12 protein-coding genes are annotated in these 14,952 nt (G+C 74.3%); 7 read left to right on the forward strand and 5 right to left on the reverse strand.

Features of this window, described 5'->3' with window-relative positions; translation table 11 throughout:
* Positions 1-36: 36 nt before the first annotated feature.
* The 3 genes from ACWGKU_RS08160 to ACWGKU_RS08170 all read left to right on the forward strand — a co-directional run bounded on the left by ACWGKU_RS08160 (position 37) and on the right by ACWGKU_RS08170 (position 3,155).
* Entirely contained in the window at positions 37-1,674 is a 1,638-nt protein-coding gene (locus ACWGKU_RS08160) for an ABC-F family ATP-binding cassette domain-containing protein (protein ID WP_380538724.1), read from the forward strand.
* A gap of 111 nt (positions 1,675-1,785) precedes the next feature.
* A complete protein-coding gene (locus ACWGKU_RS08165) occupies positions 1,786-2,469 on the forward strand; it encodes a nitroreductase family protein (protein ID WP_359900059.1) in 684 nt (227 codons plus the stop codon).
* 83 nt (positions 2,470-2,552) lie between these two features.
* A complete protein-coding gene (locus ACWGKU_RS08170; RefSeq protein WP_380538722.1) occupies positions 2,553-3,155 on the forward strand; it encodes a GNAT family N-acetyltransferase in 603 nt (200 codons plus the stop codon).
* A 73-nt stretch (positions 3,156-3,228) separates the two neighbouring features.
* Here ACWGKU_RS08170 and ACWGKU_RS08175 read toward each other — a convergent pair whose 3' ends face one another.
* On the reverse strand, positions 3,229-4,182 hold the full coding sequence (locus ACWGKU_RS08175) for an aldo/keto reductase (protein ID WP_452177225.1): 954 nt from the start codon (positions 4,180-4,182) through the stop codon (positions 3,229-3,231).
* 351 nt (positions 4,183-4,533) lie between these two features.
* Between ACWGKU_RS08175 and ACWGKU_RS08180 the strand changes: the two genes are divergently transcribed.
* A complete protein-coding gene (locus ACWGKU_RS08180) occupies positions 4,534-6,057 on the forward strand; it encodes a carbohydrate binding domain-containing protein (RefSeq protein ID WP_452177226.1) in 1,524 nt (507 codons plus the stop codon).
* 138 nt (positions 6,058-6,195) lie between these two features.
* On the forward strand, positions 6,196-7,599 hold the full coding sequence (locus ACWGKU_RS08185) for an SDR family oxidoreductase (RefSeq protein WP_452177227.1): 1,404 nt from the start codon (positions 6,196-6,198) through the stop codon (positions 7,597-7,599).
* A gap of 111 nt (positions 7,600-7,710) precedes the next feature.
* On the opposite strand, the gene ACWGKU_RS08190 is transcribed toward ACWGKU_RS08185, so the two are convergent.
* A complete protein-coding gene (locus ACWGKU_RS08190) occupies positions 7,711-8,241 on the reverse strand; it encodes a hypothetical protein (RefSeq protein ID WP_452191384.1) in 531 nt (176 codons plus the stop codon).
* 106 nt (positions 8,242-8,347) lie between these two features.
* On the reverse strand, positions 8,348-9,559 hold the full coding sequence (locus tag ACWGKU_RS08195) for a serine hydrolase domain-containing protein (protein ID WP_452177228.1): 1,212 nt from the start codon (positions 9,557-9,559) through the stop codon (positions 8,348-8,350).
* A 464-nt stretch (positions 9,560-10,023) separates the two neighbouring features.
* Here ACWGKU_RS08195 and ACWGKU_RS08200 point away from each other — a divergent pair, with 464 nt between their 5' ends.
* Positions 10,024-10,563, forward strand: coding sequence for a hypothetical protein (locus ACWGKU_RS08200; protein WP_452177229.1), 540 nt, complete (start codon positions 10,024-10,026; stop codon positions 10,561-10,563).
* Positions 10,564-13,530 (forward strand): M48 family metalloprotease, encoded by a 2,967-nt coding sequence (locus tag ACWGKU_RS08205; RefSeq protein WP_452177230.1) that lies wholly within the window; start codon positions 10,564-10,566, stop codon positions 13,528-13,530. It begins immediately after the preceding gene.
* A 93-nt stretch (positions 13,531-13,623) separates the two neighbouring features.
* Here ACWGKU_RS08205 and ACWGKU_RS08210 read toward each other — a convergent pair whose 3' ends face one another.
* Positions 13,624-14,259, reverse strand: a complete 636-nt coding sequence (locus tag ACWGKU_RS08210; protein WP_452177231.1) for a CAP family protein — start codon at positions 14,257-14,259, stop codon at positions 13,624-13,626.
* A gap of 240 nt (positions 14,260-14,499) precedes the next feature.
* Positions 14,500-14,703, reverse strand: a complete 204-nt coding sequence (locus tag ACWGKU_RS08215; RefSeq protein WP_452177232.1) for a hypothetical protein — start codon at positions 14,701-14,703, stop codon at positions 14,500-14,502.
* Between the last annotated feature and the right edge of the window lie 249 nt (positions 14,704-14,952).

Consider the following 14,952-nt stretch of genomic DNA (forward strand, 5'->3'; position numbering starts at 1 on the left):
GTCGCACGGGCCGCTCCTCCTACAATCGGCCCCATCATGAGCGCGACACTCGTAGTCAAGGACCTCAGCGCCGGCCACGGCGAACGCACCCTCTTCTCCGGCCTGGACCTGGTCGTCGCCCCCGGCGACGTGATCGGCCTGGTCGGCGTGAACGGTGCCGGCAAGTCGACCCTGCTGCGGCTGCTGGCCGGCCTGGACGCCCCCGAGGGCGGCTCGCTGCGGCTGAGCCCGGCGAGCGCCAACGTCGGCCACCTGCCGCAGGAGCCGGAGCGGCGCGAGGGCGAGTCGGTGCGCGACTTCCTGGCCCGCCGCACCGGGGTGGCGGCCGCGCAGGCCGCGCTGGACGAGGCCACCGAGGGCCTGGTCGAGGGCCGGGCGGGCGCCGACGACGCGTACGCCGTCGGCCTGGAGCGCTGGCTGGACCTCGGCGGCGCCGACCTGGAGGAGCGCGCCGAGGAGGTCGCCGACTCGCTCGGGCTGAAGGTCTCGCTGGACCTGCCGATGACCGCCCTGTCCGGCGGCCAGGCCGCCCGGGCCGGCCTCGCCTCGCTGCTGCTCTCCCGCTACGACGTCTTCCTGCTCGACGAGCCCACCAACGACCTCGACCTGGACGGTCTGGAGCGCCTGGAGGCCTTCGTCAAGGGCCTGCGCACGGGCACCGTGCTGATCAGCCACGACCGCGAGTTCCTGGCCCGCACCGTGACCAAGGTGCTGGAGCTGGACCTGCACCAGCAGCAGGTCAACCTGTACGGCGGCGGCTACGAGGCGTACCTGGAGGAGCGGGCGGTGGCCCGTCGGCACGCCCGCGAGGAGTACGACGAGTACGCCGACACCAAGGCCGGGCTGGAGGCCCGGGCGCGGATGCAGCGCGGCTGGATGGAGAACGGCGTGCGCAACGCCCGCCGCAAGTCCTCCGACAACGACAAGATCGGGCGCGCGATGCGCACCGAGTCCACCGAGAAGCAGGCCGCCAAGGCCCGGCAGACCCAGCGGATGATCGAGCGGCTGGACGTGGTCGACGAGCCCCGCAAGGAGTGGGAGCTGCGGATGGAGATCGCCACCGCGCCGCGCTCCGGCTCGGTGGTCGCCACCCTGCGCGGGGCGAGCGTGCGACGCGGGGACTTCGCCTTCGGCCCGGTGGACCTGCAGATCGACTGGGCCGACCGGGTCGCCATCACCGGCGCCAACGGCGCGGGCAAGTCCACCCTGCTGGCCGCCCTGCTCGGCCGGCTGGAGCTGGACGGCGGGAGCGCCTCGCTGGGCTCCGGCGTGGTGGTCGGCGAGGTGGACCAGGCGCGCGGCCTGTTCCTGGGCGGTGAGCCGCTGCTGGAGGCCTTCGCGGCCGCCGTGCCGGAACTCGCGCCGGAGGACGTGCGCACGCTGCTGGCCAAGTTCGGCCTCAAGGCGGTGCACGTGCTGCGTCAGGCCGCCACCCTCTCCCCCGGCGAGCGCACCCGGGCCGCGCTGGCGCTGCTACAGGCCCGCGGGGTCAACCTGCTGGTGCTGGACGAGCCCACCAACCACCTGGACCTGCCGGCGATCGAGCAGCTGGAGTCCGCGCTCGGCTCGTACACCGGCACCCTGCTGCTGGTCACCCACGACCGGCGGATGCTGGACACGGTGTCGGTGAACCGCCGGATCGAGGTCCGGGACGGGCGGGTGCACGAGCTCTGAGCCGGCACCGACCCGGCGATTGGTCTCTACCTCCCGGTCTGTACCTATCGGTCTGTACCTATCGGTCTGTACCTCTTCCCGGAGGGGCCGTCATGTGCTGTGCTGTCCGCCATGGTTGACAGCACAGACAGCGCCGTGGCGGGGACGTCCCACCCGACCGTCCCGCTCGCCCCCATGACGGTGCCCGCCCACGAGGCCGAGGCCCGCAGCAGGTCCTTCCACGACGTGATGGCCCGGCGCCGGACCGTCCGCGACTACTCCACCCGCCCGCTCCCGGACGGGGTCGTCGAGTGGGCGATCCGGACGGCCGGCACCGCGCCCAGCGGCGCGCACGTCCAGCCCTGGCGGTTCGTGGTGATCACCGACCCGGAGCGCAAGCGGCGGCTGCGCGAGGCGGCCGAGACCGAGGAGCGCGAGTTCTACGGCCACCGGGCGTCGGAGGAGTGGCTGGCCGCCCTCGCTCCGATCGGCACCGACTGGCGCAAGCCGTTCCTGGAGGACGCGCCGGCCGTGATCGTGGTGTTCGAGGTGCACAAGGGCCCCGACTCGCCGCGCCCGTACTACACCAAGGAGTCGGTGGGGATCGCCGTCGGGCTGCTGCTGGCCACGCTGCACCAGGCCGGGCTGGCCACGCTGACCCACACCCCGAGTCCGATGAAGTTCCTCAACGAGGTGTGCGACCGCCCGGCGGAGGAGCGCGCGGCGTACGTGATCCCGGTCGGCTACCCGGCCGAGGGGGCGCGCGTGCCGGACCTGCGGCGCAAGGAGCTCGACGAGGTGATGGTCCGGCTCTGACGCGCCGGGGCGCGGGCGGGCGCGCCCGCCACCGGGGGGACACCGGATGGTGACAGGTCCCGGCCAAGGACATAATCGCCGTCATGAGCCAAGCACAGTCGCGGTCCTGCGGCCTCGCCCCGCCGGTGGCGGCGGTGACCACCGGGCGGCCGCCGGAACGGCTGCGGCTGCCCGGCGGCCTCTGGCTGCGGCGCCGCCGCAGCACCCACGCGGCCGCGCTGAACCGGGCCGTCCGCGCCAACCTGGACCACCTGCGGCCCTGGATGGAGTGGGCGGCCGAGGCCCCCTCCCGGGCCCGGACCGCCGAGCTGACCAGGGCCGGCGCGGCCGCCTGGGAGGCCGGCACCGACTTCATGTACCTGGCCGGCCTGGACGCCGAACCCGGCGGCGTGATCGGCGCCTTCGGCCTGCACGGGCGGATCGGGCCGGGCGCGCTGGAGATCGGCTACTGGGTCGCCACCGGGCACGTCGGCCGCGGCATCGCCACCGCCGCGGCCGGGGCACTGACCGAGGCCGCGCTGGCACTGCCCGGGATCACCCGGGTGGAGATCCGCTGCGACCGGGCGAACGGCGCCAGCGCGGCCGTCCCGCGCAAGCTCGGCTACCGGCTGGACCGGGTCGCCGAGACCGCCGTCCGGGCTCCGGGCGAGACCGGACGGCAGCTGGTGTGGGTGATGGAGCGCTGACTCCCGGCGCGGCACCGGCTCCCGGCGGGCCACCGACCCCCGGCGCGGCACCGCCCGCGCTCGCTGCGCCGCCTCAGTAACGCTCGCCGGTCGCGGCCGGGAGCGCGTCCAGCTCGGCCAGGTCCGCCGCCGAGAGCTCGATCCCGGCCGCGCCCACGTTGTCCACCAGGTAGCGCGGCGTCCGGGTGCCCGGGATCGGGAAGACGTACCGGCCCTGCGCCAGCACCCAGGCCAGCGCCACCTGCGCGGGACTGGCACCGGTCCGTCCGGCGACCGCCCGGACCTTCTCGACCAGCGCCAGGTTGGCCTTCAGCGCGTCCTGCTGGAAGCGCGGCAGCCGGCGGCGGAAGTCGTCGGCGGACAGCTCGTCGAAGGAGGTGATGCCGCCGGTCAGGAAGCCCCGGCCGAGCGGCGAGAACGGCAGGAAGGCGATGCCCTGCTCCTCGGTGTACGGCAGCACCTCGGCCAGCACGTCCCGGGTCCACAGCGACAGTTCGGACTGCACCGAGGCCACCGGGTGCACGGACTGCGCCCGCTTGATCTCCTCGACCGTCGGCTCGGAGAGCCCGATGCTCCGGGCCTTGCCGGCCGCGACGGCCTCGGTGAACGCGCCCCAGGTCTCCTCGATCGGGACGTCCGGGTCGACCCGGTGCAGCTGGTAGAGGTCGACGTGGTCGGTGCCCAGCCGGCGCAGGCTCTCGTCGATCGAGCGGCGCACGTGCTCGGGCCGGCCGTTGCGCTCCTGCTGGCCCGCACCGCCCGGCACGATGCCCACCTTGGTGGCCAGGAAGGCGCGCTCCCGGTACGGCCCGGCCAGCGCGGCGCCGACCACCTCCTCGTTGGTGTACGGGCCGTACATGTCGGCGGTGTCGATCAGGCCGACGCCGAGGTCCAGCGCCTGCCGGATCACCCGGACGGAGTTCTCGTCGTCCCGGCTCCCCATGTCGTAGGCCCAGGTCATGCCCATGCAGCCGAGGCCGATGACGCCGATCTCGGGGCCGCCGGTACCGAACGGGGCGTTGCGCATGAGGGTGCTCCCATCGTGGGTTTCGCGGCTTCCGTGGCGGTGGCCGCAGCAGTGGTTCGCGTGGTGGTGCGTTCGATGCCCTCAGCTTTCACCTTGGAGTGCACTCCAGGTCAAGTCCCTTTCGAAGCCCGCCCCGTCGCCGTCTTAACCGTTCCTAAAACCTGCCCCCGGTGAGGCGTCCGGGGCCGGGAAGTGCTTGACGTGCACAGCTGGTCTAGTCCAGTTTGATGCTCAGCACCGCGCTCCCCCGCACCGCGCTCCCCCACGCCCGGAGCACCCCAGGCCGCCGCCCGCCCCGTGTCTCCCCCCTCGCGGCGCGGGCGGCCCCACCACGTCCCGAGAGGCACCCCCATGCCCAGCGCGCTCCTGCACGCCCCCACGCACCGCCGCCCCACCGGCCGGACCACCCTGCTGAGCCTCGCCGCAGCCACCGCGCTCGCCGCCGGCGGCCTGGCCGTCCTCGCCGGGAACGCCGGCGCCGCCGACGGCAACCTGCTCGCCAACGGCGGCCTGGAGAGCGGCGCGGTCGGCCCCTGGAGCTGTTCCGCCGGCACCGGGAGCGTGGTCAACTCCGGTGCGCACAACGGGACTTACGCACTCAAGGGGGCGGTGGGCGCGAGCGACACCGCGCAGTGCGGCCAGAGCGTCGCCGTCCAGCCCGACACCACGTACACCCTGAGTGCCTGGGTGCAGGGGCAGTACGTCTACCTCGGCGCGACCGGCAGCGGCTTCACCGACCCGGCCACCTGGACCGCCGGCGGCCCCGGCTGGCAGCAGCTGTCCACGAGTTTCACCACCGGGCCCGCCACCACCAGCGTCACCGTGTACCTGCACGGCTGGTACGGCCAGGGCGGCTACCTCGCCGACGACATCGCGCTGACCGGCCCCGGCGGCGGCAACCCGACCACCCCGCCGCCGAGTTCGACCCCGCCGAGCCCGACCGGCACCCCGACCGGCACGCCCACCGGCGGACCGACCACCCCGGCGCCGAACGTCGCGCTCCCGGTCGCCCCGTACATCGACATGGGCGCCTGGCCCACCCCCTCGATGCCCGACCTGGCCAAGGCCGGCGGCCTCAAGGGCTACACCATGGGCTTCGTCACCGGCGTCGGCTGCAAGGCCAGCTGGTTCAACGCCTACGACCCGCGCACCGCCTGGGCCAAGGACCAGGTGGACGCGCTGCGCGCGGCCGGCGGCGACGTCAAGGTCTCCTTCGGCGGCGCCGCCGGCACCGAACTCGCCGCCGCCTGCACCACGGTGGACCCGCTGTTCGCCGAGTACGACGCCGTGGTGAACGCCTACAACCTGCGCTACGTCGACTTCGACATCGAGGGCGCGGCCATCGCCGACACCGCCGCCAACGACCGCCGCTCCGCCGCGCTCGCCAAGCTCCAGCAGGCCCACCCGGGCCTCAAGGTCTCCTTCACCCTGCCCGTCCTGCCGGAGGGCCTGACCGCCGAGGGCGTCGCCATCGTCAAGTCCGCCCGGGACGCCGGGGTGGCCGTCGACGTGGTCAACATCATGGCGATGGACTACTACCGGAGCGGGACCGACTACGGCAACGCCGCCGTCCAGGCCGCGCAGTCGCTGTTCGGCCAGCTCAAGGCCCTCTACCCGGCGAAGACCGACGCCCAGCTGTGGGCCATGGTCGGCGTCACGCCGATGATCGGCGAGAACGACGACCACCAGGTCTACAACCAGGCCGACGCGCAGCAGTTGGTGGCCTTCGCCCGGCAGAACCACCTCGGGATGGTGTCCTTCTGGGACGCCACCCGGGACGCCAACGCCTGCACCGGCGGCTCGCTGTCCACGTGCACCAACATCCCGCAGCAGCCGTACGAGTTCGCGAAGATCCTCGGCCAGTACGCGGGCTGAGCCCACGCCCCACCCGGCGACGGCCCCGGCCGCGGACCCGGCGTCCGCCGCCCACCAGCCACCAGCGGAAATTGGCATCTCATCGTCCCGGACCGTCCACTACAGTCCCTCCCACCTGTACGGCACGAGGGGGCGGACATGACGGTCCGGGACGACCATCACCAGCTGATCACCATCCATCCGGCGAGCGACGCCGCCGGTGCGGCGGGCCTCACCGCCGAGGAACTCGCCGCGTTCAGCCGCACCCTCGGCCGCCTGCGCGCCCTCCCCGCCCACGACCGCACCCGGCTGCACGCCGAGCGGCAGCTCGGCTCCTTCGTCATGGAGAGCCGCAAGCGCCGCCGCCAGGAGGCCCGGCAGGCCGTGCGGCAGGCCGACGCCGACCTGCTCGCCACCACCGCGACCGGCAGCCGGACCCGCCGCGAGGACGCACCGCTGGCCGCCGCGGACGGACCGGTCGGCGAGCTGCTGGTCCCGCGCAAGTGCTACGTCTGCAAGCAGGCCTACCGCTCGGTCGACGGCTTCTACCACATGCTCTGCCCGGACTGCGCGGCCGACAACACCGCCCGCCGTGCCCTGGGGACCGACCTGCGCGGGCGCCGGGCGCTGCTCACCGGCGGGCGGGTGAAGATCGGCTTCCAGCTCGCCCTGATGATGCTGCGCGACGGCGCCGAGCTGATCGTCACCAGCCGGTTCCCGCAGGACACCGTCCGCCGCTTCCGCGCCGCCGAGGGCAGCGGGCAGTGGTGGGAGCGGCTCAGCGTGGTCGGCATCGACCTGCGCGACCCGCGCCAGGTCATCGGCCTGACCGACCGGCTGCGCGCCGACGGGCGCCCGCTCGACATCCTGGTCAACAACGCCGCCCAGACCCTGCGCCGCCCGCCCGAGTCGTACGCGCCACTGGCGGCGGGCGAGCAGGACGCCCTGCCCGCCGCCGACCGCCGGGCGATCGAGCACGCCCCCGGGTTCCGGCCGGTCGCCGGCCTCGCCCGGCTCTCCTCCGGCGCCGGGTCGTTGCTGGACCTCACCGACGAGTCCGGGCTGCTGCCCGACCTCGCCCCCGCCAACTCCTGGTCCGCCGTGCTCGGTTCGCTCGACCCGGCGGAGGTCCTGGAGACCCAGCTGGTCAACGTGCTGGCCCCGGCCCTGCTCTGCGACCGGCTGCTGCCCCTGCTGCTGGCCTCCCCGCACCCCGCCCGCTACATCGTCAACGTCACGGCGGTGGAGGGCCGGTTCGCCGTCCGCAACAAGACCGCCCGGCACCCGCACACCAACATGGCGAAGGCCGCGCTCAACATGCTCACCCGTACCAGCGCGGCCGAACTCGCCCCCCGGGGCGTGCACATGTGCGCCGTCGACACCGGGTGGATCACCGACGAGAACCCGGCCCCGAAGAAGGCCCACCTCGCCGCCCAGGGGTTCCGCACCCCGCTCGACATCGTGGACGGCGCGGCCCGGGTCTACGACCCGATCGTCCGCGGCGAGGCCGGGGACCCGGTGTCGGGGGTGTTCCTCAAGGACTACCGGGTGGCGCAGTGGTGAGGCCCGGACGGGCCGGGGCGGCCGCCCAGGTGTCGTAGTGGCCCGCGCGCCCGCGCGGCGCGGGGCGGAGCGGGGCGGGACGGAGCGGGGCGGGACGGAGCGGGGGCGGACTCACGCGGTGCCCGGCCGCCGGCGGCGGTGGTGGTAGGCCCAGGCGAGGGCGAGGGTGATCGGGCCCCAGAACATCGCCGTCGAGGTGCAGATCCGGCCCAGGAGCATCCACCAGCCGTTGCTGTAGCCGACGTCCGCGAACACGCCCAGCCAGGCGAGCGGCATGCCGTCGAAGAGGGCCACCAGGGTCAGGCCCCCGAGCACGGCCGGGACGAGCGCCGCGAGCGGCGGCACCCGCCGGCCCCGCAGCACCGGCACCCAGCGCGGGAACACCTCGCCCCAGCCGCTGACCAGCCCCAGGGTCAGCAGCGTCAGCGCCTCGGTGACCACGCTCAGACCGATCACGTACGGGGCGGCCCACCAGACGTAGGGCGGGGCGGCCGGGTCGACGGTGCCCATCCGGAAGTCGAAGGCGAACGGCAGCCGCCACAGGCAGTGCGGCAGCACGATCAACGGGAGGGCCTTGGCCAGTCGCAGGGCCCAACGGGGAACGGGGCGTTCGGTGTCGCCCACCGGAATGTCCATCAGCATGGCTCCACCGTCCCGGACACCACCCCCGCCGCACGTCCACCGCACGGCCCGTCCGCCTCCCCCGTGCGAGCCAACCCGCCCTCGGCCCAGCGGTGGAGAACGGACGTCAGCCCTTGGACCCCAGGCCGTACGCGGTGGTCAGCAGCCCGAGGAGGTACGGGGTCTCGGCGCCGTTCAGCGCGGTCGGGTCGACCGAGTACACGACCTCGCGGGCGAGGTCCCGGGTGGCGAAGACGCCACTGGTGGAGCCCGGCCGGGACCCGGTCTTGCCCCAGACCACGATGCCGCCGGCCGTGAGTCGTTCGAGGCCCGTGCTCATGCAGGCCGTGCCGTCCGGGCAGTGGCCGCCGTGTCCGGCCATGGACACCGCCGGGACCGTGAACAGCAGCTCCTGCTGGGCCGGTGCCAGGAGGCGGCCCCGGAACAGCGCCGTCATGAAGCGGTCCAGGTCGGGGGCGCTGGAGATCATGCCGCCCTCGGCCCAGGGCCACGGGCTCTGCTCGGTCACGTCCACCCGGCGCGAGCCGCCGTCCGCGTCGGGGACGGTCAGGTACGGGCGGGTCGCGGGGTGCCGCAGCCGCGGGTCGTCGGCGTCCGGGAGGGAGGTGTCGCGCAGGCCGAGCGGGCGGACGATGCGGTCGCGCAGCTCGTCGGCGTAGCGGTGGCCGGTGACCTTCTCCACGATCAGCCCGGCGACGAAGGTGTTCATGCCGTTGTACTGCTGGGCGCTTCCGGGCGTGAAGCCCAGCGGCTGCCCGGCCATCGTGGCGAGGACCTCCTCGGGGGTGAACGAGTCGAACCGGTGCTCGGCGAACCAGCCGGTGGTGCCGTCACCCCAGGGCACGTCGGAGCCGCCGGGCAGTCCGCTGGTGTGGTTGAGCAACTGCCCCACCGTGACCGGCGCGTAGGGGAAGTCCGGGAGGTACTGCCGGACGGCGCCGTCGAGGTCGATCCGGCCCTCGCCGGCGAGCTGGAGGACGACGGTGGTGGTGAAGACCTTGGAGATCGACCCGATCCGGAACCGGCCGTGCGGGTCGACCCGCATCCCGCTCTCCCCCGAGCCGCCCTCGAAGCTCCCGGCGGAACCGGTGACCCGCAGGAACGCGGCGGAGACGTCGGCGGCGGGCCGCTGGGCGAGGGCGGCCCGGAGCGCCGCCGGTTCCAGCGGCGGCAGTGCGGACGGGCTCGCCGCCGCCGAGGTGCCGACGGAGGGCGTCGTGGCGAGGGCCGGGCTGCCCGCCCCGACCGTCAGCGCGGCCGCCAGGGCGCCGGCGGCGGCCAGGACGGCCCAACGGGTGCGGTTCGTGTGCGCGTTCATGCGGGTCCGGCTCCAGGATGGTCGTCGTCCGGACCGGTGCTTCCCGGCCCGGTGACGAGTCTTCCGGCCCCGTCCGCCCCGGACATCAGGGGCGGGGAGCCGTCGTTCCCCGACCTTCCGTCAGGGTCGGCCCGGAGGGGTTGCACAGAGGGCGGCCGGTCGTCAGCGCAGGAGGCGCAGCCACCGTCGAGTGAAGGGCACACCGCTGCCGCGCCACCAGATCGACCGGTTCGCCACCACGGGAGCGGATCCGGCTTCCCGTTGACCTGGGGCCGTCACGCCCGGCTCCGCAGCGCCCGCTCGATCGGGACGTCCGCAGGCTCCGTGAGCAGATGGAGCAGGCTCGGGAAAGGACCTGCCTGACCGTCACATCCCGTGCCACAGTGGACGATCCGGCGCGCCGATCTCGTGCGAGCCGGAAGGATTCTCGAAGGTCTGGGGGACGAGTGGGATCCGGAACCGACATGACCGGCGACGGCCGGCCGACCGTGCTGGTGCGTGACGTGGTGCGATCGGTCGTGGAGACCCTCGCACCGGAGGAACTGTTCCTGGTGGAGGGGCTCCGCCGCTTCGACGACGCCACGGTGGTGCGGCGGCTGAGCCGCGGTGGAGGGCGGCGCGAGCCGCTGGGGTTCGGGATCGGGGAGGTCGCCGCCCTGGTGACGCCCGTCGTGTGGCTGGTGCTCGACGAGGTGGCGCAGCGGATGGTGGCCACGACCGTGGACCGCGCCTCACGAGGGGCCACGGGCCTGGTGCGGCGGCTGTTCCGGCGACCGGCCCCCGCGGCCGAGCTCCAGCCGCTGACCCGGGAGCAACTGGTCGAGGTGCGGGCCCTGGTCCTGACGGCGGGCGAGCAGCGCGGTCTCGTGCCCGAACGCGCCGAGGAGATCGCCGACGCGGTCGTGGCCCGGCTGGCCCTGTCCCGCGCACTGGACCCGCCCGCTCCGTCCACCCCACCGGCACCGGAGCCTCCCACCGACCCCACCGGCACCGGGCAGGACTAGGTGAACGCCACCGGGGCGCCGCCCGGACGGCTGCGGATCGACGAAAGGGTCCTCGGCGCGGGCACGGGCCCCCGGTTCGTCGTCCTGCTGCTCCTGATGCTCACCGCCGGCGGCGCCATGATCCTCGAAGTGGTCAGGGTCCTGGCCGACGGGGACGAGTCCGGGTGCAGCCTCGCCGCGGGCGTGGACCCGGCTGACGGCAGCTACTGGAAGACCTCGCTCAGCATCTCCGGCCAGGTCACCGCCTCCCGCTTCTGTCTGTCCCTGTGGGCGCCCGCGCCGCCGTGGTGGCAGGTGGCCGCCTGGCCGCTGCTCCTGCTGGTGGTGGCCGCCCTGCTCTTCGCCGCGCTGCCCCGGTGGAAGACCCGGCGCAGCCGCGTCATCCCGCTGGCCGCCGTCGATCCGGACGGCGAACTCCTCGCCCTGCTCACCGAACTGTGCACGGCGACGGGCGTGGCGCCGACGCCCCGGGTGGTGGTCGACCCCGCGGCCGCCTCGGTCAGCGCGGTGGTCTTCGGCCGCACCCGCCGCCCGGTCGTCTGCCTGCACGGCGGCCTGCTCGCCGTCCGGCGGCGCGATCCGAAGCGGTTCCGGGCGGTGCTGCTGCACGAACTCGCCCACATCGCCAACCGGGACGTCACCCTGACGTACCTCACGGTCGCCCTGTGGCGGGTCTTCCTCGCGCTGGTGCTGCTGCCGTACGTGCTCTGCCTGGGCTACGTGATCTACGGCGTGGTGGCGGACGGCCGGGTGCCACAGCTGGACCGGGCCGTGGCGCTGGCCGTCGTCATGGTCGTACTGCTGTACCTCGCCCGCTCCGACGCGCTGCGCAGCCGGGAGATCTACGCCGACCTGGCCGCGGTGCGCTGGGGCGCGGACCCGCACGGCTGGTCCGTCAGCGCCGCACCGTCCGGGAGCGCGGTGCGCCGCCTGCTCGACGCTTTCCTCGACCTGTGGCGCACCCATCCACGGTGGGGCCTGCGCCAGGGGGCCCTGGTCGATCCCGCCCCGCTGTTCCGCACCTCGGTCCTGCCGCTCTTCCTCATCGGCACCGTGCCCGTCCTGGCCGTGCAGCAGGTGCTCCGGCAGATCGCGCCGTACCGCGTGAACTTCACCAACAACCTGATGACGCTGCTCGTCATCGTTCCCGGCGCCCTGGTGACCGGCGTGATCGTCGTCGCCCTGTGGCGGGCGGTGGTGTACGCCGTCCTGACCGGAACCCGGGTGCCCTCCGGGGCGTGGGCCGGGGGGTGGCTGGGCGCCGGCATGTCGGCCGGCCTGGTCCTCAGCGGCTGGGGCGCGGGCTGGGCCTGGCAACCGCAGCGGCCGCTGGTCCTGCTGGTACCGGTGGCGGCGGGAGCGGCCTTCGGCTGGTGGACCACCCAGTGCGCGCACCTGTGGACCCGCACCTCACGAGGCCGGACGCCGCGCCCCGCGCTCACGCTCTGCCTGGCCGCCGGCTGCGTCGCCATGACGTCGTGGCTCACCTGGTGGATGCTCGCCGGAGCCACGGCGCTGAACCGGGACTTTCCGGGCGCCCAGTCCGTCGCCCAGTCCGTCCTGCAGTGGCTTCCTTCCAAAACCCCGACCGGGGACCTGACCAGGATTCCCGGCCTCGCCATGGTGCTGCCGCAGCTGTCGAACGTCGCCGACACGCCGATGGGCTCACTGGCCGTCATCGTCCTGTGGGTCGTGCCGCTGCTCGCCTGGGCGTCCGGCACGGCTGGCCGGACCCCGCGTTGGATGCCGGACCGGGCACCCCGGCCGGAAGGTCCCGTGGCACCGCTGCGCAAGGTCATGCTGCCCGGACTGCTGGGTGGAGCACTGGCGAGCCTGGCCGTCGTCGGCGTCCAGGCCTGGATGCACAGCGGGCAGCCGGCACCGGACGCCCGGGGCGGGCTCTACGCCCTGCGGTACGCGGGCCTCCTGCTGTCGGCGCTCTGCCTGCCCGCAGGCCTGGCCGCCGCCCTGGCGAGCGCCGCCGACCGGCGCTTCCGGCTGCTGGGCGCCCTGATCGCCGCCGGGACGGCAACCGTGCTGGGGGCCGCCGCGATGACGCTCCTCGTCTCGGTGGACGGCTGCGTCACCCCGCTCAACGTCCTCTCGGACAGCTGCGCCTGGCGGCCGGCCTGGTGGAGGCCGTTGTTCCCGTTCACATTCGTGCTGAACAACGCCCTCGTCCTCTCCGGGCTCACCGCCGTCGTCACCGCGCTCACCACTGTCGCCGTCACGGCCGTCCGCCGTCGACGGCCGTCCGCCTCGCGCGCCACCCACCGCCCCGACACCCGCCGCCCCGACACCCGGGCCGGCGAACCTCGGGCCCGTGGACCGCGCGCACGCCGCCTCGCGGTGATCCTGCTGTGCGTCGTGGCGGTCGCGGGCACCGCGACGGACGGCGGCTTCAGGAGGTACCAGCTGGGCTTCATGGTCAACGAGCTCACGTCCCAGCGCTCCCTGGTGCAGTTCTGGGGGCTCCCGGACCCGCCGCGGTCGGAGTTCACCCGCGTGCGGCAGATCCGGGCCTGGTACCGCCTCAGCGGCGACGATCTCATCGACATGGCGGTCTCGTACGACAGTCGCCTGACCGCCGCCGTCCGGGAGGCCCAGGCCGCCAAGGACAGTTGGGACGCGCTGGACCGCCGCCTCCGGCCGGCCTGCACCCAGTGGGGGAGCGCCGCCTGGTTCGAGACGGTCTGGTTCCGCGTGCCCGCCGACCCGCGCCTACGGGCCGACTGGCACGCGCTGACCACCAAGGCGGACAACGGCAGTCGCGGCTGCGCCCAGGCGCTGACCGCCCGCGACCAGGCTGGTCTGAGAAGCGCCCTGCTCGACCTGTATGCGGCCCGCCGCTGCGCGGAATCGGTCAACGCCGGGATCGACGGGATCCTCCGCGCGGGCGGCTTCCGGGGCACCACCCGCCCGCCCGCGCAGGGCACCGCGGCGGTCTGCGACCGCCCGGCCTCCTAGGTCCTGTCTCTTCGGCCACCTGCCGGACCGGACGAGGAGCCCGATCTCCGTCGGTGACGACCGGCGAGCCGGGGGGCTGTGCCCGGGCGGCGGTCAGCCCTCCACCGGCCGCAGCACGTTCTGCCGGTAGGCGGCCGGGTCGTCGACGTTGCCCGGCTCCTTGTACAGACACACGATGTACGACTCCAGGCCGTCCTTGGTGTCGGCCGTCCCCGCGCCGGCGGCCCGGGCACAGCCGATGCGGGTCGTGGCCTTCCACACCACCTGGGTGAACCCGCCCGTCCCCGGGTTCTGGTCGTAGCCGGGCTGGTCGTACCGGTAGTCGCGGCCCTGCTGGTACCAGCGGTCCACCGCGACCTGTGCAGCGGCCGGCTCGGTGTCCGGCTCGACCGACCCGATCCAGCCCCACCAGACGTTCTCCCCCACGCCCTTGACCCGGCCCTCGTTCACCAGGTCGAGCTTGTGACCGGTGCTCAGGCGGGTGACGCGCTGCTCGGCGTACCCGACGAGCTCGGGATCGAGCGTCAGGGGCGGGGCGCTGTGCGCGGCACGGAACCGGTTGTGCGTCCGGAGGGCCTCGTCCTGGAACGCCTGGTCCGTGACGAGGGGAAGCGCGGCGCGGGGAAAGGCCTCGGCGGCCCGGACCGGCTGCGCCGGCACGAGCACACCCATGACCGCCGCCGCGCTGCACGCTCCCAGGACGGCGTTGCGGATTCGACGTCGTTCCACGGCGGTCTCCTTCGCGCTCCGAGTGATCGTCACCGGGTTAACGCCACCGGGGGCGGCGAGGGCACGGGGCGCCGGCCGGAATGCGCGCGTTCGCCCCAGCGGCGGCACCGGGCCCGGTACTGCCACGAACGGGCGCGACACAGAAGGGAGTGGGAAGTCGGAACGGCCGACTTCCCACTCCCTTCCCTGTGGCCCCTTGGGGTGCTGGGGCGCTCGGGGCGCCAGGGACCGCGGAGGCGGTCAGCCCCCCATGCAGGCCCTCCACTGGCCGCGGGCGAAGGCCGCGCCGCCGGACCAGTAGTTGACGCTCCACGCCGCCTCGCACTGCTCCCGCTTGGACAGCTGCCGCGGGTAGGCGTTCGCCTGGGTCCCGGTGGCCAGGACGAGCACGGGGGCCAGCACTGCCGCGGCGATCGCGGTGGCGGCCAGTCGACGGATCTTCATGGGTGTGGATCTCTCTGCCGGAGGGCCGGGTGCTCCGGCGCAGCCCCGCGACAGCCCGCGGAACCCGAACTCCGAAGCCCGGCCGGAGCGTTCGGCTCCGTGCGCCACATCCTGGCAGCGGCGGTCGGCCTGGGGACATCCCACAAACCTGGGATGGTCCGGGCCCAGGGCGCCGACAGGAGGAGTGGGGGGTGGGGGCGGGCGGCGGCCGCCCCCAGCCCGGGGGGCGTTATAAAAAAACAAAACAAC

This window comes from Kitasatospora sp. NPDC054768 (genome assembly GCF_053612025.1).